General features: G+C 37.3%; 21 protein-coding genes and 4 tRNA genes. 5 read left to right on the top strand and 20 right to left on the bottom strand.

Annotation, left to right across the window (positions count from 1 at the left end; all coding sequences use genetic code 11):
- Position 1: 1 nt before the first annotated feature.
- The 6 genes from LC418_RS21015 to LC418_RS05945 form a co-directional block, all read right to left on the bottom strand.
- On the bottom strand, positions 2 to 1,246 hold the full coding sequence (locus LC418_RS21015) for a T9SS type A sorting domain-containing protein (RefSeq protein ID WP_223558432.1): 1,245 nt from the start codon (positions 1,244 to 1,246) through the stop codon (positions 2 to 4).
- A 45-nt stretch (positions 1,247 to 1,291) separates the two neighbouring features.
- On the bottom strand, positions 1,292 to 1,555 hold the full coding sequence (locus LC418_RS05965; RefSeq protein WP_223558431.1) for a hypothetical protein: 264 nt from the start codon (positions 1,553 to 1,555) through the stop codon (positions 1,292 to 1,294).
- 243 nt (positions 1,556 to 1,798) lie between these two features.
- Positions 1,799 to 3,241, bottom strand: a complete 1,443-nt coding sequence (locus LC418_RS05960; protein ID WP_223558430.1) for a TolC family protein — start codon at positions 3,239 to 3,241, stop codon at positions 1,799 to 1,801.
- Positions 3,228 to 6,422 carry an efflux RND transporter permease subunit gene (locus LC418_RS05955; protein WP_223558429.1) on the bottom strand — a complete coding sequence of 1,065 codons (3,195 nt, stop codon included), beginning with the start codon at positions 6,420 to 6,422 and terminating at the stop codon, positions 3,228 to 3,230. The genes LC418_RS05960 and LC418_RS05955 overlap by 14 nt, the downstream gene beginning before the upstream one ends.
- Positions 6,423 to 6,444: 22 nt before the next feature.
- Positions 6,445 to 7,530, bottom strand: coding sequence for an efflux RND transporter periplasmic adaptor subunit (locus tag LC418_RS05950; RefSeq protein WP_223558428.1), 1,086 nt, complete (start codon positions 7,528 to 7,530; stop codon positions 6,445 to 6,447).
- A 148-nt stretch (positions 7,531 to 7,678) separates the two neighbouring features.
- Complete coding sequence (locus LC418_RS05945) at positions 7,679 to 8,068, bottom strand: hypothetical protein (protein ID WP_111959218.1); 390 nt, start codon at positions 8,066 to 8,068, stop codon at positions 7,679 to 7,681.
- 560 nt (positions 8,069 to 8,628) lie between these two features.
- Between LC418_RS05945 and LC418_RS05940 the strand changes: the two genes are divergently transcribed.
- Both LC418_RS05940 and LC418_RS05935 read left to right on the top strand, forming a co-directional pair.
- Positions 8,629 to 9,021, top strand: coding sequence for a hypothetical protein (locus LC418_RS05940; RefSeq protein WP_111959216.1), 393 nt, complete (start codon positions 8,629 to 8,631; stop codon positions 9,019 to 9,021).
- 30 nt (positions 9,022 to 9,051) lie between these two features.
- Positions 9,052 to 9,489 (top strand): META domain-containing protein, encoded by a 438-nt coding sequence (locus LC418_RS05935; protein WP_116013147.1) that lies wholly within the window; start codon positions 9,052 to 9,054, stop codon positions 9,487 to 9,489.
- 73 nt (positions 9,490 to 9,562) lie between these two features.
- On the opposite strand, the gene LC418_RS05930 is transcribed toward LC418_RS05935, so the two are convergent.
- From LC418_RS05930 to LC418_RS05890, 9 genes are all read right to left on the bottom strand, one after another.
- Positions 9,563 to 9,820, bottom strand: a complete 258-nt coding sequence (locus tag LC418_RS05930; protein WP_111959212.1) for a SemiSWEET transporter — start codon at positions 9,818 to 9,820, stop codon at positions 9,563 to 9,565.
- 85 nt (positions 9,821 to 9,905) lie between these two features.
- Positions 9,906 to 10,940: an NAD(P)/FAD-dependent oxidoreductase gene (locus LC418_RS05925; protein WP_223558427.1), complete on the bottom strand. Its 1,035-nt coding sequence runs from the start codon at positions 10,938 to 10,940 to the stop codon at positions 9,906 to 9,908.
- 54 nt (positions 10,941 to 10,994) lie between these two features.
- Positions 10,995 to 11,933 (bottom strand): type IX secretion system ring subunit PorN/GldN, encoded by a 939-nt coding sequence (porN, locus tag LC418_RS05920; protein WP_111959208.1) that lies wholly within the window; start codon positions 11,931 to 11,933, stop codon positions 10,995 to 10,997.
- A 20-nt stretch (positions 11,934 to 11,953) separates the two neighbouring features.
- A complete protein-coding gene (porM, locus tag LC418_RS05915) occupies positions 11,954 to 13,546 on the bottom strand; it encodes a type IX secretion system motor protein PorM/GldM (protein ID WP_111959206.1) in 1,593 nt (530 codons plus the stop codon).
- A gap of 53 nt (positions 13,547 to 13,599) precedes the next feature.
- Positions 13,600 to 14,292, bottom strand: coding sequence for a type IX secretion system motor protein PorL/GldL (gene porL, locus LC418_RS05910; RefSeq protein ID WP_040996782.1), 693 nt, complete (start codon positions 14,290 to 14,292; stop codon positions 13,600 to 13,602).
- Between the two features lie 57 nt (positions 14,293 to 14,349).
- Positions 14,350 to 15,771, bottom strand: coding sequence for a T9SS ring complex lipoprotein PorK/GldK (gene porK / locus LC418_RS05905; protein ID WP_111959202.1), 1,422 nt, complete (start codon positions 15,769 to 15,771; stop codon positions 14,350 to 14,352).
- A gap of 108 nt (positions 15,772 to 15,879) precedes the next feature.
- On the bottom strand, positions 15,880 to 17,733 hold the full coding sequence (glmS, locus tag LC418_RS05900) for a glutamine--fructose-6-phosphate transaminase (isomerizing) (protein WP_111959200.1): 1,854 nt from the start codon (positions 17,731 to 17,733) through the stop codon (positions 15,880 to 15,882).
- Between the two features lie 18 nt (positions 17,734 to 17,751).
- Positions 17,752 to 19,338 carry a DUF4270 family protein gene (locus tag LC418_RS05895; RefSeq protein ID WP_223558426.1) on the bottom strand — a complete coding sequence of 529 codons (1,587 nt, stop codon included), beginning with the start codon at positions 19,336 to 19,338 and terminating at the stop codon, positions 17,752 to 17,754.
- A 12-nt stretch (positions 19,339 to 19,350) separates the two neighbouring features.
- Positions 19,351 to 20,121 carry a glycogen/starch synthase gene (locus tag LC418_RS05890; RefSeq protein WP_111959196.1) on the bottom strand — a complete coding sequence of 257 codons (771 nt, stop codon included), beginning with the start codon at positions 20,119 to 20,121 and terminating at the stop codon, positions 19,351 to 19,353.
- Positions 20,122 to 20,292: 171 nt separating this feature from the next.
- Between LC418_RS05890 and panC the strand changes: the two genes are divergently transcribed.
- Complete coding sequence (panC, locus tag LC418_RS05885; protein WP_223558425.1) at positions 20,293 to 21,141, top strand: pantoate--beta-alanine ligase; 849 nt, start codon at positions 20,293 to 20,295, stop codon at positions 21,139 to 21,141.
- Positions 21,142 to 21,325: 184 nt separating this feature from the next.
- Here panC and LC418_RS05880 read toward each other — a convergent pair.
- The 4 genes from LC418_RS05880 to LC418_RS05865 form a co-directional block, all read right to left on the bottom strand.
- Positions 21,326 to 21,398 (bottom strand) — tRNA-Lys (locus tag LC418_RS05880).
- A 177-nt stretch (positions 21,399 to 21,575) separates the two neighbouring features.
- Positions 21,576 to 21,648 (bottom strand) — tRNA-Lys (locus LC418_RS05875).
- Positions 21,649 to 21,722: 74 nt separating this feature from the next.
- Positions 21,723 to 21,805, bottom strand: a tRNA-Leu gene (locus tag LC418_RS05870).
- A gap of 37 nt (positions 21,806 to 21,842) precedes the next feature.
- Positions 21,843 to 21,915: transfer RNA gene (locus LC418_RS05865), tRNA-Lys, on the bottom strand.
- A gap of 114 nt (positions 21,916 to 22,029) precedes the next feature.
- Here LC418_RS05865 and LC418_RS05860 point away from each other — a divergent pair.
- Positions 22,030 to 22,545 (top strand): shikimate kinase, encoded by a 516-nt coding sequence (locus LC418_RS05860; protein ID WP_223558424.1) that lies wholly within the window; start codon positions 22,030 to 22,032, stop codon positions 22,543 to 22,545.
- Positions 22,546 to 22,557: 12 nt separating this feature from the next.
- On the opposite strand, the gene LC418_RS05855 is transcribed toward LC418_RS05860, so the two are convergent.
- Positions 22,558 to 22,998: an RNA-binding S4 domain-containing protein gene (locus LC418_RS05855; RefSeq protein ID WP_223558423.1), complete on the bottom strand. Its 441-nt coding sequence runs from the start codon at positions 22,996 to 22,998 to the stop codon at positions 22,558 to 22,560.
- 55 nt (positions 22,999 to 23,053) lie between these two features.
- Here LC418_RS05855 and LC418_RS05850 point away from each other — a divergent pair, with 55 nt between their 5' ends.
- Positions 23,054 to 23,797, top strand: coding sequence for a hypothetical protein (locus LC418_RS05850; protein ID WP_223558422.1), 744 nt, complete (start codon positions 23,054 to 23,056; stop codon positions 23,795 to 23,797).
- The last annotated feature ends 35 nt before the right edge of the window (positions 23,798 to 23,832 follow it).

Here is a 23,832-nt window from a genome sequence, read left to right as displayed (position 1 = left end):
GTTATTTTTTTATCAATTTTGCATTTGCTGTTTTATTCGTATCTGTTTTTATCGTCACCAGATAAGCCCCCTGAATCAAATTTTGGGTATTAATCTTCGTCACCTTATTCTTAGTCTTTAAAATCTGAAGCTGTCTTCCGCCCATATCATACAGCATAATATCAGCTTCTTTAAAGTCAAAGCCTATTTCTACATAAGCATAATCTGAAACAGGATTAGGATAAATCTTGATGTCCTGCTTTTCTATCAGCTGGTCAAGTTGTTTATCTCCTAACTTTATAATCTTCCAGTTCTCTTTTCCAAGCTCTTCTGCACTGGCTCCTGCTAAAATGATTGAGCCATCCCTGTTCAGTTTTATATCCGATAATCTTTCTTCTCTTTTCCTGGATTCGCCTTTTACATGCTTTCTCCATTGTTCTTCCCCGCTTGGGTTCAGGTAGAGCATCCAAAAAGTTTCATCATCAGTCTGTATTTGTCCTTCTGCCTGGGTATAACCACCCAAAAGAATTCCTTTGGAAGATTTGTCATCTGCTGAATGTAGCACGCTCATTCCCATCAGAATATCCCTGTTCCCAAAGTTGTAGGATTTCTGCCAGATTTCTTCACCTCTTTCGTTTAAGGAGATTAGCCATAAATCTGTTCCTTCTTTTATCCCAACCGATTTGTTTCCTGATCTTTCGGATCTGGATTCTCCACATATTAAATACCCTGTAGATGTCAGTGCCAAGGTTCTCAAATGATCATCTGCTTTTCCTCCATAGCTCTTTTCCCATTCTACTTTTCCATCTTTTGAAAGTTTGATTATCCAGTAATCACCCTCACCAAAGTTTTCGGTTTTCTTAGAACCTCCTGTATTGCTTCTTGAATAGACTCCTAACAAAGCTCCTCCGTCTTTAGTAGGAATCATTTTTTCCACTTCATCTAACCCTTTTCCACCTAAAATTAATTGAGAGACTTCTTTTCCTTCCTTATCGAGTTTTACAATTAAAACATCTTTAGAACCATAGCCTTTGGATGAGTTCTGAACATTACCAGCTAAGAAAAAGCCTAAATCTGTACTTTGGATAATGGATCTGGCTTCTTCATCGGAAGAACTTCCTAATGTTTTCTGCCACAACTCATCTCCGAATTCATTTAATCTTATAATCCAGATATCAGATCCTCCTTTGGAATCTTCTTTTTTATCAAGACCTTTGTTGGAATATGAAGTCCCGGAAATTAAAAATCCTCCATCCTGAGTAGCCACGGAACCTGAAAGATAATCATGGTTTTGACCTGCGATATATTTTTCTCAGACTTCTTCTCCCTGCTGATTTAATTTTACCAAATGGAAATCGTAACCGTTATTTTGTTTACTATTTGAGGTCCCTGAGCCCGTCGAGGAGCCGGATTGAATACTGCTTCCTGTAATTAAATATTGACCGTCAATGGTTGTTGTAACCTGGCTTAGAAAATCCTGGGTGGAAGACTTAATGTCTTTTTGCCACAATACTTTCTGGGCAGAAAGGCCCAGAACTATGCACATAGTAAATGCACTCATGTAGAGTTTTTTCATCTATTGGTGTTGTCAGTTAATATATTTTTGCAAATTTAACATTTTTTAACGCATTTCAAGTCCCACCCTTGAGATTTAATCTAAATTTTTATATACAAGAATATTTTCTGTTTATTTCAAACAACCAGTGAATAAAATTAATCCTAAATGCAATAAAATCTCATTCATAAAAAACAAAAAGAGCCAATCCCCGAAGGGATCAGCTCAAAACATTAACTGTTTTATTGATAGAATTATGATGTCTTATTTCCAGCCACCCCCTAAACTTTTGTAGATGTCTACAACGGTGCTCAGCTGTTTCTGCTTAGCTTCAATCAGCTCCATTTTGGCATCCAGAGCATCTCTCTGATTCAGAAGAACCTCAAGATAATCTGCTCTTGAATTTTTGAATAACTGATTCGCTATATCAATAGACTGATCAAGCGCTTTGGTCTCCTGCGACTTCAATTGATAGTACTGATCTATATTCTTAACCTTTGACATAAGATTCGCTACATCCAGATAAGCATGTAAAATCGTTTTGTCATATTCGTACAGCGACTGTATTTGTCTTGCATCAGCAGTCTGAAAGTTCGCTTTGATCGCACTTTTATTAATTAATGGACCGGCAAGCTCTCCAGCCAGACTGGAAGCAATAGACTCCGGCAGCTTAACCAGATAAGAAGGTTTGAAGGCTTCCAATCCTAATGTTGCAGAAATTTCCAGTGACGGATAAAATTCCTTTCTTGCAGCCTGTACATCCAGTTTTGCAGCTTTTAATTCCAGTTCTGCCTGTTTGATATCCGGACGGTTAGCTAACAACTGAGACGGGATTCCTGTGTAAACAGTCTGTGGCATTGTAGACATAAAGCTTTCTTTCGTTCTCACGATAGGCTGTGGATATCTTCCCAAAAGCGCATTGATCTCGTTTTCTTTCTCTGTAATATCCTGACGGATTGTATACTCTGCAGCTTTTGATTTTGCCAGTTCCGCCTCAAATTTCTTAACAGCCAGTTCCGTAGCCGCTGCAGCTTCTTTCTGAATTTTGGAAATTTCCAGCGCTCGTTCCTGCAGCTTAATATATTGCTGAATAATATCTAATTGATTATCCAGCGCCAACAATTCATAATAATTGTCCGCTACTTCTTCAATAAGATTGGATAATACAAAGTTTTTCCCCTCCACGGTAGAAAGATAATGAGCAACAGCCGCTTCTTTTTCAGTTCTGAGCTTTTTCCAGATATCAATCTCCCAGTTGGCCATTAATCCGCCTTCAAAATTGCCCAAAGGATCGGGCATTTCTTTTCCGGGTTCTATTTCTGTAGTGGCATCACCGGCTCCTTCACTGGTATAGCGGCCAGCTTTTTTTATTCCAGCTCCTATTCCGGCTGATACCGTTGGTGTCAGTTTTCCTTTTTTAGCCAATACCCCACTTTTCGCAATTTCAATTTCCTGAAGTGTGATCAGTAATTCCTGATTGTTTTTCAAAGCGGTTTCGATTAAGCTCACCAGATTTGGATCTGTAAAAAACTGTCTCCAGGGAGTTGTCCCACTGTTTGCACTGGCATCCTGCTGCTCTTCCTGATTAAAATTCTGAGGTAGGTTTTCTTTTACTTCATCTTTTATAACGGTGGCCATAGGAGCTCTACAGCCTACGAGGATAAGCGATAGAGCAATGGCTGCTATATATTTATTATAAATCTTCATGTTTGTTATCGTGTTGATAAGGTTCAGTTTGTTCTGTTAAAGGATTTTCCTCTTCATATCTTGCCAGTCTCGATTTCTCTGCGATGGTTCCGAAAATATAATACAGCCCCGGAATAATCATCAGTCCGAAAATAGTTCCTATCAGCATTCCTCCTGCAGCTGCAGTACCAATTGTCCTGTTTCCTACAGCTCCCGGTCCGGTTGCGATTACCAATGGAATAAGGCCTGCAATAAAGGCAAATGAAGTCATCAAGATTGGACGGAAACGGATCGCCGCCCCTTCGATAGCCGCTTTCGCTACAGGAATTCCTTCTTCTGCTTTCTTCTGAACGGCAAATTCTACGATCAGTACCGCATTTTTACCTAACAGACCAATCAACATGACCATGGCTACCTGAGCATAGATGTTATTTTCCAGACCTAGTAATTTCAAGCATAAGAATGCTCCAAAAATACCTGTCGGAAGCGATAAGATCACCGGCAACGGCAGAATAAAGCTTTCGTACTGTGCTGCAAGGATCAGATATACAAATCCGAGACAGACCAGGAAGATAAACACAGCCTCGTTCCCTCTGCTCACTTCATCTTTGGAAATACCTGCCCAGTCGATACCAAAACCTCTAGGAAGGGTCTTATCCGCCACCTCCTGGATTGCTTTAATAGCCTGGCCGCTACTGTATCCCGGTGCCGGAGTTCCACTTACTTCTGCAGAATTATACATATTATGTCTTGTAATTTCTGACAATCCATATACTTTTTCCATTCTCATAAAGTCTGAATACGGAACCATCTGGTCTTTATCATTTTTCACATATAGTTTCAGGAGATCTGTAGGCAAAGCCCGGTATTGAGGACCTGCCTGCACGATCACTTTATAAGGTCTGTCGAAACGAATAAAACTAGTCTCATAGTTAGACCCTATTAAGGTAGACAGGTTATCCATTGCATTTTCTATCGTTACTCCTTTCTGTTCCGCAAGGTCATTATCTACCTTCAACATATACTGAGGGAAACTTGCAGAATAGAATGTAAATGCAGATCCAAGCTCAGGACGTTTTTTCAATTCTCTTACAAAATCATTACTTACCTGTTCCATTTTATGGTAATCTCCACTTCCTGCTTTATCAAGCAGACGGAGCTCAAAACCTCCTGCGGCACCATAACCCGGAATGGAAGGCGGCTGGAAGAATTCTATATTGGCACCGGGAATATTTTTGGCTTTTTCTTCAAGCTTTTCAATAATCTCAGCAGCAGATTCTTTTCGCTCTTCCCAGCTTTTAAGGTTAATCAGACAGGTTCCTGAGTTGGATCCGGTACCTTCTGTCAGGATCTCGTATCCTGCCAGTGAAGAAACGGACTGTACACCATCGATGTCTTCAGATTCCCTTAATAATTCTTTGGCAATCTGGTTAGTTCTTTCCAAAGTAGATCCCGGAGGGGTCTGGATAATGGCATAGATCATTCCCTGGTCTTCCGCCGGAATAAATCCTGAAGGAAGTGAGTTGCTTAAGAAATATGTACAGGCACAAAATGCCAGAAGTAAAGGAAGCGTGATGGATTTTTTCTTAACCGTTTTATTCAGCATTTTCTCATACTTCCCGGCACCTTTCGTAAATAAATTGTTGAATTTATCCAGGAAAATGGTAATTGGGGTTTTCTTTTTGACTTTTCCGTGAGTGTTTCTTAAAATCAAAGCACATAAAGCCGGAGTCAGTGTCAAGGCTACAACCCCTGAAAGAATAATCGCTGAAGCCATGGTAATGGAAAACTGACGGTAAAATACTCCCACCGGACCAGACATGAATGCAATCGGGATGAATACGGATGCCATAACCAAAGTGATTGCGATAATCGCCCCACTGATTTCATGCATAGCCTCTTCCGTTGCCTTTAATGGGGAAAGTCCTTTTTCTTCCATCTTGGCATGGACGGCTTCAATGACCACAATCGCATCATCGACAACGACCCCGATGGCCATTACCAATGCAAAGAGCGAGATCATGTTTAACGTAATTCCAAATGCGGACATGACGGCAAATGTACCAACCAGTGAAACCGGAACCGCCAGCGCAGGAATTAAGGTTGAACGCCAGTCTCCAAGGAACAGGAATACCACGATTGCTACCAGGATAAAGGCTTCAAATAGGGTATGAATAACCTTTTCCATGGATGCATCCAGGAATCTAGAAACATCATAACTGATGTCGTAATGCATTCCTTTCGGGAAGTTGTTTTTCTCAAGATCTTTCATCAAAGTTTTTACATTTTTGATAACGTCACTTGCATTGGAACCGTAGGATTGTTTTACAGTGATCGCTGCAGAAGGCTTTCCGTTCAATGTAGAATAGATATCATACATTGAGGAACCGAATTCTATATCAGCCACATCTTTTAATCTTACAAATTCTCCGCCCGGTTTTGCTTTTAAGATAATATTTCCGTAATCTTTTTCATTATTGAAACGTCCGGAATATTTCAGAATATATTCAAAGGACTGGGAGCGTTTTCCTGAACTTTCCCCTGTTTTTCCGGGGGAAGCTTCCAAACTCTGCTGGTTCAGGGATTCCATCACTTCGTCTGCGGAAATATTGTAAGCGGTCAGCCTGTCCGGTTTAAGCCAGATACGCATAGCATATTCACGGGTTCCGAGGATATCTGCGAATCCTACTCCACTTACCCTTCTCAATTCTGACATCACGTTGATATCGGCATAGTTGAAAAGGAATTTCTGGTCAGCTTTCGGATCATCACTGTACAGGTTAATATACATCAACATGTTGGGTTCTTCACGGGTAATTTTTACCCCTTCACGCACTACCAGAGGAGGCAGCTTGTTAACAACGGAAGATACACGGTTTTGAACGTTTACCGCAGCAACATTGGGATCTGTTCCAAGATCAAATACGATCTGAATGGAAGCTTCGCCATCGTTACCGGCATCGGAGGTCATATATTTCATACCCGGAACTCCATTCAGGCCTCTTTCGAGGGGAATAACTACTGATTTAATCAATAGTTCGTTGTTGGCTCCCGGATATTCTGCGGTGATATTTACTTTAGGTGGTGAAATGGAGGGAAACTGGGTCACTGGAAGTTTTACCAGCGACAGAATCCCCATAAATACAATGATCAGTGAGATCACAATAGACAGAACAGGTCTGCGGATGAATTTCTTAAACATACTGCTTCGTTTTACGAGTAGACTACTCTGCTTTTAGTTTCAATGACTGAAGAACTTTTTTAGGATCCTGGAATTTGGTCTGTATTTTTTGGTCGTCTTTTACTTTCTGTACCCCTTCTAAAAGGATTTTATCTCCTTGTTCAAGCCCTGAAGCTACCACATAAAGATCCGGCAGCTCGTAAGCTATTTTTATATTTCTGGATTTTGCCATTCCATTTTTATCGATGATGAATACATATTTCTGATCCTGAATTTCATAAGTCGCTTTCTGCGGAATGATAAGCGCATTATGCACAGGAAGAGTCATCTGTACTTTTCCGGTTTCGCCATTTCTAAGCAGTTTGTCAGGGTTCGGGAATTTTGCTCTGAAGGCAATGTTTCCTGTTTCATTGTCGAATTCTCCTTCTATGGTCTGAATTTCTCCTTTCTGAGAAAGCATTTCGCCATTAGCCATAATCAGAGATACCTGATTGCTCCCTCTGTCGGCAGCGTGTGTTTGATAAGTTAAATATTCAGGTTCTGAAACATTGAAATAGCTGTAAACATTGGTGTTGTCTGATAAAGAAGTTAACAGATCACCTTCGTCTACAAGGCTTCCCAGTTTTAAAGGAATTCTGTTGATTACCCCTGAGAATGGCGCTTTGATGTCTGTAAAAGATAAATGGATCTGTGCCAGTTTCATTTCAGCATTGGCAGCATCCAACTTAGCTTTGGCCATTGCTCTTTCATTTTTAGAAACAATGTTGTTACTGGCCAGGGTGCTTGCATTTTTTAATTCGATGGTAGCCTGCTCTACTTCTGCTTTCGCTTTTAATAATTCAGCCTGGTACAGCTGAGGCATAATTCTGAACAGGGTCTGTCCTGCATGTACATACTGTCCTTCATCTACATAAATTTTTTCAAGGAATCCTTTCTCCTGCGCACGGACTTCGATGTTTTTCACAGACTGGATCTGGGCTACGTATTCTTTATTAATCACGGTATCCATTTTTACAGGACTTGTGACGGGATATACTGTGGCTTCTTCTTTTTCTTCTTTCTTCTGACTGCAGCCAACAGTCAATAAAAGGGTGCTTATCGCAATGCCTGAGGCAACTCTTTTGATCATAATTCTAGAGTTTAATATAAATCGTTAATGTTTTGAAAATAAGAATGTTTGGTAATAGAGATCCTGCGCCATAAGATTATTGGCATATGCAACGCAGGATATTTCCTATCCGGATTGAGGACAGAAAATAAATTGGGAAAAATGAATTTTAAATTCTGATAGAACGGATCAGAATGAATGTTTTAACATTGGAATAGAGCGAAAGAAAACCGTGAAAACCAGGTTTTCGGCTTTTAAAGGAACGAAGGCCAAAAATATAAACAAGACTGAATACTCCTGCAAATACAGCAATAATCTGTATGGTGTCAGAAAGCTGAAAATCTTCTTCAGTAAGCTCTAAGCTGGCATTGTCTACATTGTCTGCCATCTGCTGTACAGAGAGTTTTTCGAAAGTCTGGTTCAGCTTATTGGCTTTTTTAGGCATATGGTGAGAAACATGACCCGCATAGTCATTTCGAAGTGTTTTAACGCTAAGCCTGCTTTCTACTACGAAGAGCAGAAAAAGGCCAGTCAAAAAGTATATTAGAAAGTTTCTCATTTTGAAGTGGCAAATGTACATTTAGATATGTATATCCTCATAGCAGATTAACAAAATTTAACTCTCCTTTAAATTAGCTGAAGAAAAAAAATTTAGCCATTAGAAATACTGAAGTTCTTGTGGAATCTAAATAAAGAGTTTCAAAATAACTATTTACAAAGAAATCTAGAATTGAGTAATTATTTTTAACTGAATATGAAAAAGAAGGAATTCTAAACAGCATGATTTAAATCATTTTTTACTGGGTATCAGCATCATATAATTTTAATACTTTTGCAATCAATTAAAACAACAAATGTACCTATGAAAAAAACTGTACTATTTCATTCTTAAAGCCGACAGCTCAAAGAGCATTCTTGCGGTAATTTATTCTTTACAAATCTTTAAAAATCCGGTCTTTTTATGATTTATAAAAACGCCTGTAAAGAACTGTAATGCATAACAGATAAAAATATCAGATTAATTTATGTAAAATTAACATATATTTATTAAAAATATTTGTAAATTTATATAGTATTAATATCACTATTTCATGATACACTTACCAATCACTTATCACTATGAAAAAATTATTTACATCGGTCCTTATCGGGCTGGCAGTCCTTTCCTCAACAGCGTGTAAGCATCCGGGCAAAGAAGCAGAGGTACTTACAGAGACAGTACCGGAAAGCAAAGATGAAACTTCAAAAGATGTTTTCACCGACAGTTATGGGGAAAAAATTGAGGTCATCATCAATCATACAAAAGGTACGGCAACAGTACATCTGGAGGGCAAAACCTATGATCTGAAAAAAAGTGATGCGCTTCCTGAGTATACTGCTAGCAACGAGGAATATCAGTATTCAAATATCAAGGGAAATATCACTTTACTGAAAAAAAATGTAGATATGGTCCTGTTCCATGCAAAACGTGAAGCAAAAGGATCCGGCTCTACAAAAATGGCTTCTTATTAATTTAATCACCAACCTTACACAAAATATATTATGAAAAACTTATATTATTATTTGTCTGCTCTTTTCTTATTTGTATTTCTTACGGCATGCAAAACAACACCAGCTACTGAGCAAAAGCCAACAGATATTACAGGAAAAACTTGGAAGCTGACGGAACTGAACGGGCAACCGATCCAGCTTAAAAACCCCAAGAACAATCCTTACTTTAAGCTTAATACGGAAGGTATGAGGTATGAAGGTCATGCCGGATGCAATGGATTTGGAGGCACTTTTGAGATTAAGCCTGATATGATGAGAATTAAATTCAACCAGGGAATGTCTACGATGATGGCCTGTGAGGATCTTGAAACTGAACAATTATTTACAAAAGCAGTACTTGCCGCAGATAATTATTCTGTAAACGGCAATACGCTGACATTGAATAAGGCAAGAATGGCTCCTTTGGCAAAATTTGTTCTTCAACCATAATTAAATTAAAATTTTACGATATAAAAAAGACGTTTTACAATTTGCGAAACGTCTTTTTTTATTATAAATTCTCTTAAGATTTTTTATAGATCATATAGCAGATCAGAAGGCTTATATTGACCAGAACAGCAAAAGCATTTGATAAAATAATGGGCAGCTCATCTTTTATAAAGCCGTACCAAACCCAGAGCGAAAGGCCCGTAATAAGCACTATGAGCATAACCAGGGAGATATCATCTACATTTTTCTCTTTAATAACTTTGATCAGTTGGGGGATCATGGAGATGGAAGTAAGGACTCCAGCTATTATTCCCAGGATATTTTCATTCATAGTTTCAATTCTTTTTAAATGTATTTCATCAAATTTCACAGCAACAGTAATAAATTGAAGACCAATAGTATTACTTCCACCTTACTTATTTGAATCTTTCACCGGAGACTTCTTCGTGAAGCGGAATATTGTCTTCAATAAACTGATACAGGCTTTTTGAAAAATAACAGCCATTCAGAATTCCTCTTGCCCCAAGGCCATTGAATACATACAGGTTTTTGTATGATGCATGTCTTCCGATAATAGGTCTCCTGTCTTTTACTGTCGGCCTGAAACCAAAATTCACTTCTTTAACTTCAAAATCATACGGATAAATTTCCGACAGTCCATTCACAAGCTGTGTAACTGCAGATTCGTCAACATGATGATGAAGCTGTTCTCGATCGTAGGTTCCGCCATAGAAATGGAGTCCGTTATCTGTTGGGAACAAGAAATGTTTCTTTTTGATCGTAATATCTTTTGGAATTTCTTCGGAGAGTTTTACTTTGATGTGATGTCCTTTGTTGGGAATAACAGCTATATCTGAGAAAAAAGGATTTTCTTTCACCCCCATTCCTTCACAAAATATAATATGCTTACACTGAAAATCTTTATAAGTAGCTGAAGAAGCATCTAATTTTTCATAATCAAACTTTTCTTTAATCAAGAGTTCTTTTTTTTCTAAAAAATCAAATAGATCCCCGAAAAATCCACTTACCTGAAGTCTGGCAGACTGATTGACCTTTCCTGTCTTAAAGTCGTTTTTTACTACCTCTAAATGATCGAAATTTTTATCAAGGAAGCTAGAAAGTTCTTCGTTATCTGATTTTTTGAGCCAAAGGTTCTGCTCATTCCCGTCATGAAAAACCCGGTGAATCGGTGAATTGATGAGATAATTTTTCCCGGTATAAGATTCTATTTCATTCAAAGTGTCTTTCAGAAAGTTAATTTGTTCCTGTGCTTTCCAGAAGGTTGTAAATTTTTTGAGGACCACCGGATTGATAATCCCGGCAGACACCTGGGAAGCACTCTTTCTCCCCTCTGAAAAGAGTACAAAAGATTTGTTATGCTTAATCAACTGATGAGCAAAAAACAATCCCGCATATCCATCTCCAACAATAATATAGTCTACATGTTTCATAATAAAAAAACCTGAGTAAAAGTACTCAGGTTTTGTATAAATATCAAGTGAAATCTAGTAATTCCACATATCATTTTCCATATTCAGGATCTGCGCCTTGATTCTTTCGCTTTCTTCCAACTGATCTTCAGCATCTTTAGGGATATAGTCCTTGATAGTACCATCACCTAAACCGCTTGATGATTTGTAAATAACTGAAGAGAATCTTCTTGCATTGATGATATCATCGAAAGACAGGTCAGCAGAAGAATTCTTTCTGTTGTAAACATAGTTGTTTGCCAGAATATCTCTTGCATTCGGATAGTAGATCCAGAATAAATCGATCAGCTCATCATTACTGGCAATCGGCTTACCATCTGGTCCAATAACTCCCTGTACAGCAGGGTCTGGTCCCATTGCTGCAATTCCCAGAGGTCTGTATTTCATCTGTCCGTCTCTCTTATCGATAAACCACATCCCCATGATCTTAAGGACTTTTACCTTTTCAGTAGTAGTCTTGAAGACGTCGGTATATTCTTTTTTCTCCTGTTCAGTTAACTGTCTTCCGGAGTTAAGAATATCAATGGCAGCATCGTTGATTACTACTTTTTCAAGTCTTTTCTGAATGCCTTCCGGTGAAAGTTTCACGGTAAAGTTTTCATCATCATAAACCTGCTCAATCTTCCCTGTCAATGCACCATCTAATAGTAACTGGTATAAAGATCTGGTAGGCGTAGAAAGAAGCCCATCCGGATTGTCATAATAGAATGGCTGGTTGATCTTATCATTCATATCAATGATCTCCCAAACAAACATACTCTTAAGGATATCTTTATCTTCTACAAAACCATATTCAAGAGGCTTTACTGTGTTATCAATAATAGTATCACCAACTTTTTGTTTGTTTTCCTCTCTCATCTGTCTGAACTCTTCTGGAGAAGAAGCATTCAGAATAGTCTGGGATAAAGCAAATCCCGAAACTAATACTAAAAGGCTGCTAATATATTTTTTCATAATAAATTACAATTTTAGTCCTATTGAACATTAATAATTATAGGAGTAATGTTTTTAATCTGCTGTCCTTCTAATCCTTGTGCTGTAGCTTTAATTTCGAAAATTGAAACTACATCTCCAGATCTAAGATTTTTAACTAATCCTGCGGCATCACTTAATGAATTTCCATGGATCAGTAATGCTGCTCTTCCAGGAACTCTAACCATGAACTGGGTAACATTGAATGAAACCGGGAAGTCGAAGTCTGGAATCGCTGCCTGTACAGACTGGTTAGGAATAGAAGTTGCCGGCATCGACAATACATTCTGTCCTCTCATCTGACCTTGTGGTGGCGGCACATTTTTAATTCTATATTCAAATACCTGAGATACGGATTTTCCATAAGGATCAATTCCGGATAATGTCAATCTAACTACGTTACCTGTTGTAGGCTTCACGATCCATTTTCCTGGGCCTGTATTTCTTACAGATGCTCCCGGAGCAGATAATGAAAGTTTAGAATTATCAGCACCTAAGATAGATCCTGAAACAGGATTCTCAAGTCCTCTATACATTACGTTCATTTTATCAGCAGAAAGTAATAATCCTTTTTCAAGTTTTACTTCTCTTGGACCTGCGATTACATTATACGTGTGCGTCCATGGGAAACTCTGAGGTTTTCCTGAAGCATCCGTTAAGGTAATTGTTCCTCCTAATTTATGTTCTCCGATACCAGAACCTGATATTGAAGTGATACCCTTACCATTTTCTACTCTGCCTACACCAGAAATACTGATCTTGTTGCTATTGGAATAAGTACCTAACATTACTTTTACTTCTGCCTGTTTTCCTGCCTGGATGTCTACCGGACCTGAAACAATAGGCTCATAGCTTGAGAATTTGATATTCGCATCCACTTTCTCCTGAAGTAATAATGCCAATGCATCGGACTGTACGTTTCTAGCATCATTCTGGATGATCTCAAGGTTTGAAATCGCAGCGATTAACGGCTGGTGATAGAATTTATTCTGAAACCAGGTCTTATCATTTGGAGATTTTCCTTTAGGATATTCGGCAATCAGAGATTTATTAGCTCTGTCCACCAAATCTTTTAATTGCGCATTGCTGCCAAAAGTTGCATTGATGTAATTTCTTACATCATCAATTTTAGCTTTCAATTCTAAAGCTCCTTTTGAAGGTGCATTCTCATCTCCTTCTTTGAAGAAGTATTCTGTAGTCGCCTCATTGTTGTTCAATGCTGCAAAATTCTCACTTACATCAATCTCTTTTCCTGTTTTCGGATCTCTATCATGGAAATCGGACTGTTTTTTCAAGGCATCTTTAATACCCTGAGCAGATGATACCAATAAATCGATTTTACCTTTTAAAACTTTATACTGTTCCCAAGGCTGTGCATAGGTATCCGGAACCTGCTGAGCTTTAGCCTCTAACGTTTTTTCAAAGATTTTTTCATTCTTTTTTTCCGTTAAAGTTCTTGTTTCATTCAAAGCTCTGGTAGAGTCATAGTATGATCTGATGATTTCTGCATCAATATTTAGGGCCATCATCGCGATGAACACCAAATACATCAGGTTGATCATCTTCTGACGAGGGGTCTGTTTTCCTTGTGCCATTCTCTTTTCTTTTAGTTTTTGATTAAGTAGTTAAATTTAGAAATGGTTAGGAATTAAGACTTCATAGCAGTAAGCATACCACCATAAACTCTGTTTAAGCTGTTAAGATTAGTTGTTAAACCTTGTAACTCTTGATTGAATTTTTCAGACTGCTCTGCAGATTTCTGCATATCAGCAACATATTTGTTAGCAAATTCAGATTGTTTTTTACCGTTTTCAAGCTGCATTGCATATAAGGCATTCATGCTTTCCATATGTTGAGCTGCTTTGTTAAGCTGATCATTATATTTATGAGTGGAAGCAGATACGTCCACAGTCTGGTTGATCTGATCAACAGAGTTGGAGAACTTATCGATACCTGTTCTAAGTCTGTCAAATAACTGAACATCTAGTTTTGCTTCCTGAAGCATTTTGTCTAATTTATTTGAAAGAGAATTTTCTAATTCTGCAAACTGCTGTGCATTGTTTTTGGATGACACATTAGAGTGTAAAGGGTTTGGGTTGGCATGCTTATCCAATAGTTCAGGATATACATTTTCCCATGCATAAGACTCTTCAGATTTCGGAGGGTCAAATGCGAAAATAATAAAGATAATAGCCTCCGTGATAAGACCCACTGTAAGAGCCATATTACCATTAATTGGTCCCAAGGTAATGTGAGTAATTTTAAGCCAAGCTCCAAGAATTACAATTGCAGCACCGAATGAATAAAAGAAATTCATCCAAGCATCTTTAGTCTTAAACATATTAAGTTAGTTTTTTTAATGTTAAATAAAATTGTTATTGAAAAATTGTCTGGTTAATTATCTGTTAACTCTTCTTGGTTTAACAGCTGCTTCAGGAATATCCTGTACAGTTCTGAATCCGATATAGCTTCTTGCAGAATCTTTTCTTTCCCAATCTCTAGCACCTGTCATAAGGGCATATCCTATATCTTTCCAAGATCCACCTCTTACAGACTTCTTCGTATCTATTTTATTCTTCGTAGAAGGATTTAATGTAGAAGAGAATCCATAAGAAGAGTTGTTATACGCAGATTCTGTCCATTCAGAAACGTTTCCAGCCATATCAAATAACCCAAATCCATTTTTCTTAAATTTCTTTACTGGAGCTGTATATGTATAAGTACCTTTTTTATCGTCTTCCATATAGTTACCTCTCTTAGGTTTGAAGTTGGCAAGATAGCAACCTCTGTCATCCATTAAATATGGACCTCCCCAAGGATAAGTAGCATTTTGCATTCCGCCTCTGGCAGCATATTCCCACTCGATTTCTGTAGGAAGACGGAACTTCATTGGTCTTTGTTTTTTTCTTTTTAAGCTTTCGTTATAATCTGTTTTCAGTTTAGATCTGAAGTTACAGTAAGCTCTTGCCTGATCCCAGGTTACCCCAACTACAGGATAATCTTTATAGGCTTTGTGCCAGAAATATTGCTCGAACAATGGTTCGTTGTAAGCAAAGTGGAAATCTTTTACCCAAACTGTAGTATCCGGATAGATCGCAATGCTTGAACTTTTAAGGAAGTTGGCTCCTCTTTCGTTCTCAGCAAGTGCGGCATCCATATCTTCCCACTGATAATTGTATTTTAGTTTACTAACGTCTAAAATTCTTTCGTTTCCGATTCTAGAAGAAGCAGGCAGATACATAGATTCCAGAACTTCTGCATATTCTACATCAGGATACTTTCCGGTACTCCAATGTAAAGGGATTTTCCAGTCTAGTCTTTTAGTTGCATCATAGCCTCCATCTTCTCTTCCTCCCTGGCCTTCTAAATATTCTTGATAAGGTGTTAAATTTTCTTCTTTTTTAGCAAGGTATGCATAGTCACCGATGCTTGCTCCTCTACGTCCGCCTTCTTCACCGCCTTCCCCAGCAGCTTCAGCTAGTAGAGTTCTCGCAATGGAATCTCTTACATAATTGATAAATACTCTGTACTCTGCATTGGTAGTTTCCGCTTCATCCATGAAGAAAGAGGAAACAGTAACAGTTTTCAACGAAGCTTTTTCAGGAGTATTTGTTGGGTCCTGATCTGCAAGACCAGCAACAAATGAACCTGCAGGAATACCAACCATTCCAAATGGTCTTTCCGCAACAAATGATTTCGTTTTTTCTCTTGGTATCAATTCTCCTTTTGTTCCAGGCTTCCCTACAGAAGAACTGCCACCACCTGAACAAGATACTGATGCTACCGACGCAGACAATAATAAAAGAAATATCCTTTTCATGTTAATTTTTATAATTAAGCCGTAAATATATAATTTTTTTAAGAAACTTTTAAGATTTTTTTTGAAATAACGGAAGAAATCTAAATTTATTTTATTTACAACTGTTTTTTATTCCACGGTTACAGATTTTGCCAGGTTTCTCGGCTGATCTACATTGGCTCCTCGGTATACAGCAATGTAGTAAGCCAATAGCTGCAAAGGCACAGATGCTACGATTGGCGAGAAACATTCTGAAGTCTCAGGGATTTCAATAACATAATCTGCCATTTCACTTACCTGCTTATCTCCTTTGTTAACTACAGCAATCACTTTTCCTTTTCTGGCCTTAATTTCCTGAACGTTGCTTACAATCTTATCGTAATGTCCTTTTTTAGGGGCAATAATAACGATTGGCATGTTCTCATCGATAAGGGCGATAGGTCCGTGCTTCATTTCTGCTGCCGGATATCCTTCTGCATGGATATAGGAGATTTCTTTCAGTTTTAAAGCGCCTTCCAATGCCGCAGGATAATTATATCCTCTTCCCAGATAAAGGAAATTTGTTGTGTTTATAAAGTCTTTTGCAATATTTTGAGTCAACTCATGGGTTGTACTTAAAACTTCTTCTATTTTTTTAGGGATAGCATCCAATTCAGCGATTAAGCTCATGAATTCAGCGTTTCCTAAATTACCGTTATGTTTTCCTAATTTTAATGCAATTAAGCTAAGGATGGTAAGCTGTGCAGTAAATGCTTTTGTAGAAGCCACTCCAATTTCAGGACCTGCATGTGTGTATGAACCTGCATCTGTAATTCTTGCAATTGAAGAATCCACTACATTACAAATACCGTATATAAATGCACCTTTTTCTTTTGCCAGCTTCAATGCAGCCATTGTATCTGCTGTTTCTCCTGATTGAGAGATTGCAATAACCACATCTTTATCCGTAATAATCGGGTTTCTGTATCTGAATTCTGATGCATATTCTACCTCTACCGGAATCCTTGCATATTCTTCAATAAGATATTCCCCGATAAGACCTGCATGCCAAGAAGTACCACAGGCAATAATAATAATTCTGTTCGCATTTTTAAATCTTTCCAAATGATCCCAGATACCGGCCATTTTTATAATCCCTTCATCCACAAGAAGTCTCCCCCTCATTGTATCATGAATAGATTTAGGCTGTTCAAAAATTTCTTTAAGCATAAAATGCTCGTATCCGCCTTTCTCAATCTGTTCTAAGCTTAATTTAAGCTCCTGAACTTCAGGTTCAATTCTTGAGTTATCATTAATCGTTCTGATGTCTACTCCATTTTCCAATGAAATTGTAGCCATATGTCCTTCTTCAAGATAGATCGCTTCTTTGGTAAATTCTACGAAAGGTGATGCATCAGAAGCAATAAAGTATTCTTTATCTCCCAGTCCGATTGCCAGTGGAGAACCAAGTCTTGCAACTACCAGTACTCCCGGATAATCTTCATGAAGCACAGTAATAGCATACGCCCCATATACTTCATTCAAAGCATATCTTACAGCTGTCGGGAAATCTGTTTCAGGCTTCAAATCCATGAAATATTGGATAAGATTCACCAATACTTCTGTATCTGTTTCGGATTTGAAAGTAAATCCTTTTTCGCTAAGCATTGTTTTAATAGTATCATAGTTTTCTATAATACCGTTATGTACAAGAGCGATTTTTCCGTTGTTTGATAAGTGAGGGTGTGAGTTTCTATCACTTGGAACTCCATGGGTAGCCCATCTGGTATGTCCCATCCCTATTTTAGCGGTCCCTTTTAACTGTGACGAAATATTGACTAAGTCATCTACTTTACCTTTTGTCTTTTCTACTTCAAACTTATTGTTTGAGCCTTCCAAGACAATCCCTGCACTGTCATATCCTCTATATTCTAATCTTCTAAGACCGTTGATTACAATGTCATACGCATCTTGAAACCCTGTATATCCTACAATTCCGCACATATTTTGTCTAGTGTTTATTTATTTTTTAGTACCGTAAGTGATTTTTAATTGAATTCTGTTAGGATTCGTTTTATCTGATCCTACATAAACTCCTCTTTCTGTTGCAAATGATCTGGTTGTAAATTTATACCCGGCAAATACATTGGCCTCAGTCGGTACAAATTTCCCCATATTAATAAGTAAAGCTTGATTTTCTTGTGTACCCTCTACAATATCTTTCACTGTTTTTGTCACAGTAAAGTCATAATAAGCAGGCTTGTTAGTTGAATCAGAAGATTTCAACCAGTCAAATCCTGCAGAAATATCACTGATAAAACCTCCAGAAGTAAGCACTCCGGTAACCGGCTTTTTCACTATTGTAAAATTTTCTTCTGTTTTTCTGTAATTATTGTTCCATGACGGATCCGTAAAGATTCTGATTTTTGCACTTACAATAGCAGCTTTATCTTTCGTATACAGCTCTTTAAGTTTTGTAATTGTTGTTTCAGGAATTTTAACGCCTATTGAAGGACCTCCCATTCCCTGTAAATAAAGTTTAGGATCCCCATCATTTTCGTTAATAGCAGAAGATGCAGTTTCCCATGCAGAACCGGTTCTGTTATACTCATACTGACCATAACGTCCTCCGCTTACAAGTAACTTAAAGGTAGACTGTGGTCTTGTAATCGTCCCGTTGTCATTTTTCTCATTGGTATAATACATCACTATTTCCATATTATCCGGAGAAAACTCAAAAAGATAGCCATCTGTTTCATCCACAGAAAGTCTGATTCCTTTAAAATATCTGGTAAAGTTAGCCGCATCCATAAGTTCCGGCTTTTTGCTTTTATCAAGAATTTTAGTCTGGAAAAAGTTTTTATTTAAAGCCATCCTAAATCCTGCATCTGATGTAAACACAGAAGAATTATCCGATTTTTTATTGATTGTTACAGCTCTTACTTTTCCGTCAAAGACAGAAGTTCCCAATGATTCTCCGGTAGCTACAGTTACGTTTGAACTTTTGAAAGCATCAGAATTTCCATCCAGGAATGTAGTCACTTCATCCACTTTTATATGCAAAAGAGTGTTTGTCCCGCCAGCTCCCAATTTCGTCTTACCATATTTTTTAGTGTAACTTACCGGATACGTTTTTATATCTGTTGAAACAGGTACTGTTTCATTTCCAATTAGTAAATTTTCATCTTTCGCTCCAGGTGCACTAACTGAATCAGCCACAGCAGCAGGTCTCATTACCAACACTACAGAATCTATTTTTGGGCTGGTTCCAAAATCAAAATTATCTGTAGACATTCTCAGCTGGGTAAGAAAGGATGCTTTCTGCATTCCGAACTGTCCTTCAGAAAATGCTCCTAATACAGAAGTATAAGTGGAAACTCCAGTTGTATTGATCAAGCTTACAAGCCTGCTGGCGTCACTTCTGATGGAATCATGATTATTAATATTATAAGCAATAAGGTCGTAAGAAGTTACATTACCTTCTGCAGCACCGTCTATAAAAAGCTGCTCACCCAGTGAATCCGCCTCCGGCTCGCAATTATAAAGAAGGGCACTCCCGAAAACCGCCATAAGAAGTATGGCAAAGGTCCTTTTAACAGTATGAATCATTAAAAATGTGTTTTAATAAAGTTGGTTTATAGAATCTACGTCCACATATTCGGATTTCGGAGTTGCTGTTTCGTTGAAACCTTTATCAAGGTCTGCATCCAGAAACTCATCTCCTTTTACCACCATGTCAACATAGTTCATACTTTCAATAACAAAGTTTTTGATTGTCGGATTATCTAACGCTTTTAATCCGGAAATATTATCGAATGTCAATTTTTCAGCAATATTCTTATCCAGGTCAGCGTCTTTCTCATTGTATAAAGAAAGAACGATTTTGGCGTCTTTGAAGTAAGTATCAGATTCGTAATAAGTTTTCAGATAAATTGGAACAAAAGAAGACATCCATCCGTTCAAATGGATGACGTCCGGTACCCAATTTAGTTTTTTGATGGTTTCTATAACACCTCTTGCAAAGAAAATCGCTCTTTCATCGTTATCATCAAAAGGATTTCCTTCGTCATCTACGTAGTATTGCTTTCTTTTGAAGTATTCTTCGTTATCAATAAAGTAAACCTGAAGTCTTTCCCCCGGAAGAGACGCTACTTTAATAATTAAAGGCTGGTCCAGGTCATTGATGATAATATTCATTCCCGAAAGACGGATTACCTCATGAAGTTGGAATTTTCTTTCACTTATTTGTCCAAATCTTGGCATAAAAACTCTTACATCATTGCCTTCATTGTGCATCTTAAGTGCCATTTTGTTTACCAATGCAGCCATATTCGTGTCTTCCTGATATGGATACATCTCTGTAGTAATGTACAGTATTTTTTGATTCGGCATAAATTTCTATCTATATTTTTGTAAAAATGCTTTAATGTGCAAAATTACAAAAAAACATTCAACATTATTTTAATTAACATTTTTTTACGATAATTCCCATTTTCAAATTATTAAAAACTCATATAATTATATGATATTTTTAGTATTTTTGAATTAGCATTAAAATAAACTATGGAAGTTATAAAGAATAAGAAAACCCTTCAGGATTTCATTGAAAGACAGAAAGAAATGGGGAAGAAGATTGGGTTTGCTCCTACGATGGGAGCACTTCACAAAGGTCATCTTTCACTCTATGAGGAAGCCAGAAAAGATAATGATTTGGTAATTTCTTCAGTTTTTGTAAATCCTACCCAATTTAATAATCCGGAAGATCTCGAAAAATATCCAAGAGATATTAACAGAGATATTCTTATCCTGGAAAATTCGGGATTAGTAGATGCAGTTTATATTCCTGAAGTAGCTGATATTTACCCCGAGAAAACAGAAAGCCAGCATTATGATTTTGATGGACTGGAAAATGAAATGGAGGGAAAGTCCAGACCCGGACATTTTGATGGAGTGGGAACTGTAGTGGAAGAGCTTTTCAGACAGATTCAGCCGGACAATGCTTATTTCGGGGAAAAAGATTTCCAGCAGCTCGCCATTATCAAAAAAATGGTTGAAAAGAAACATCTTCCCGTGAAAATTACAGGCGTTTCTATTTTCAGAGCAGAAAATGGATTAGCATTAAGTTCGAGAAATCAAAGACTTCACGAAGACCGGAAAGAAGCAGCAAAAATTATTTACCAGACATTAGTTAAAGTAAATGACTGGTTCAGAGTGATTACTATTCCCGAAATAAAAGAAAGAGTAACAGATATCTTTGACCATCAGCAGGGCATGAAGTTAGAGTATTTTTTGATCGCTGATGAAAACACCTTGAAAGAAACTGATTTTTTCTATAAAGACAGAAATTACAGAGCATTCATCGTAGTTGTAGTAGATGGCGTGAGATTAATTGACAATATGCATATGCATTAATATTAAACATTTGTTCAACAAAATACTCAGCATATTTCATTTATAAAACACAAACTCTGATTACTTTATCAGAGTTTTTCTTTTTATCATGGAATATAAAAAAATCAAAGGCCTCTTGCGGAGACCTTTGAACACCAAATCACAAAATATTAATATGAAAAAAATTTACTTTTCAGTAAACTTGTGACCCGGCTGGGATTCGAACCCAGGACCCATACATTAAAAGTGTATTGCTCTACCAGCTGAGCTACCGAGTCGGTCACTTGCTAACAACCTGCATTAAATGCCATCGTTTTTAAGAGGTGCAAAGATATGATTTTTTTTAATTTCTGCAAACGATTATATAAAAAAAATCAAAGGTCTCTTGCGGAGACCTTTGAAACACCAAATCACAAAATATTAATATGAAAAAAATTTACTTTTCAGTAAACTTGTGACCCGGCTGGGATTCGAACCCAGGACCCATACATTAAAAGTGTATTGCTCTACCAGCTGAGCTACCGAGTCGGCCATAATTAATAATGATAAATATAAAATTAATTTTTAATTATTCACCATTAATTATAAAGTTTTCTTTGCAGTGCCTGCGACTGGACTCGAACCAGCACATCCTTAGGAAACCACCCCCTCAAGATGGCGTGTCTACCAATTTCACCACGCAGGCTATAAAATTACAAAAATCTAGTAATTTTTTTCGCTTGTGACCCGGCTGGGATTCGAACCCAGGACCCATACATTAAAAGTGTATTGCTCTACCAGCTGAGCTACCGAGTCGGTCACTTTGCAACGATTTTACATTTGAATAATGTCCCTCGTTTTCAGTGGTGCAAAGATAGGAGTTTTTTCATTATCTCAAAACTTTTTTGCAAATTTGTTAAAAAAAAATTCATGGTTATTTCACTGATCGGATACATGGGATGTGGCAAATCTCACATTTCCAAAATTTTAAGCGATAAAATAAATTTTAAACTCATTGACCTTGATAAAGAGATTTCCAGAAGAAATAAATTAACCATTCCTGAGATTTTTGAAAAAAAGGGAGAAATTCAGTTTAGAAAGCTGGAAAGAGAGGCATTGGAAGAAATTCTTGCTTCGGAAGAAAACCTGGTTTTAAGTCTGGGAGGGGGAACGCCGGTTTATTATAATAATATGGAAATTATCAACCTCAACTCTAAAAGCATTTTTTTAAGAGCTTCTGTAGGTACTTTATACGAAAGACTTTCCAAACAGAAAGAAAAAAGGCCTTTAATAGCTAACATTTCTGATGAAGATCTGCCTGAGTTCATTGCCAAGCATTTATTTGAAAGAAATGCTTTTTACAGCAAGGCACAGTTTAGCATTAATACGGATTCCAGGGATCCTGAAGATATTGTCCAGGAAATAGTAGAAAAGCTCTATCTCTAGAGCTTTTTTATTTTAATTTTCATTTCCTTCGGGGCCATCTGCCGTTTCTCCAAAGAAATCATCCCAGTCTGTAAAGTCTGAGGCTATATCATTTCCTACATATTCATCCATCTCGCGTCTGTCTTTTTTAGTAGGTCTTCCTTCGCCCTTATTTCTATAATAATCCTGCGACATTTTGCGGAGCTTTAATAGTTCATACTGCTCTTTGTCCGTCACATCCTGGATATGAAGAGGGACAAGCTTTGCTCCCATCCTGCTTTTGGGGATCTGGGTAACTTTTATTTTATAATCAATTTGATTTTTGCGAATCTTGATAATATCTCCCTCTTTTACCTCTTTAGACGACTTTACGGCAGATGTTCCAATAGAAACTCTGTTCTTTTTAATTTCCTCTGTTGCAATACTTCTCGTCTTATAAAAACGAATGCACCATAAAAATTTATCTATTCTCATAATTTTTTATACTTTTGCCGTTATATTATTTGTAAAGTAATTAAAGTTTTTTGAAATGAAAAAAATATTTTTATATATCCTTGCGGGATCTTTATGTTTTTCTGCATGTAAGAAAGATGATGAAGTTGAAACTTATAAAGAACCGGAAGACATCTCCGTTCAGAACAGTTATGACGATCAGGCTATTAAGAAGTTTATGAGCGAAAATTATCTGGACGCCCAGGGAAATATAAAAGCTTTCAGCACAACAGATACCAGTGATGACAATGAAAAAAAACTAATAGATCTGCCGTATCAAACACTTCCTTCCGGGACTATATACATTGTGAGAGAAGGGGCGCAACCAACAGTTGAGCCACAAACTATCGGAGAATCTGATATTCTTACGCTTATGGTAAGAGCCAATGCTTATTTAGCAGGAAATACTGATGGAAATGTTTCTTTCATCTCCAGTTTAACATTGGTAAATACAATTAATGGTAATGGACTTCCAATGATTGATCCGTTGTTCTACTATGCTAAAAAGAGTATCCTAGAAAATGCAACAACGGGGGTAGCACAGCAAAGAAGTTATTATGAAATTGAAGGCTTCCGTGAAGCTATTCAGAAATTCAAAGCTTTTAAAAACCTCCCAAGCGGAAATCCATATAATCTTCAAGGTGTTATATTAGTACCGTCAAGAGCTGCCTTTGCAAGAGATCCACATTATCCTTACAGCACGCAATACTCTTTAAGAAATTATTCTATGGTATTTAATTTCCAGGTTTATGGAAGAGCTGACAGACCTGCAGGACAATAATATTAAGATCAATATATTTTACATAAAAAAACCGC

This window comes from Chryseobacterium lathyri, from assembly GCF_019970085.1.
GTDB lineage: Bacteria > Bacteroidota > Bacteroidia > Flavobacteriales > Weeksellaceae > Chryseobacterium > Chryseobacterium lathyri.
This window is presented reverse-complemented; position numbering and strand designations above follow the sequence as displayed.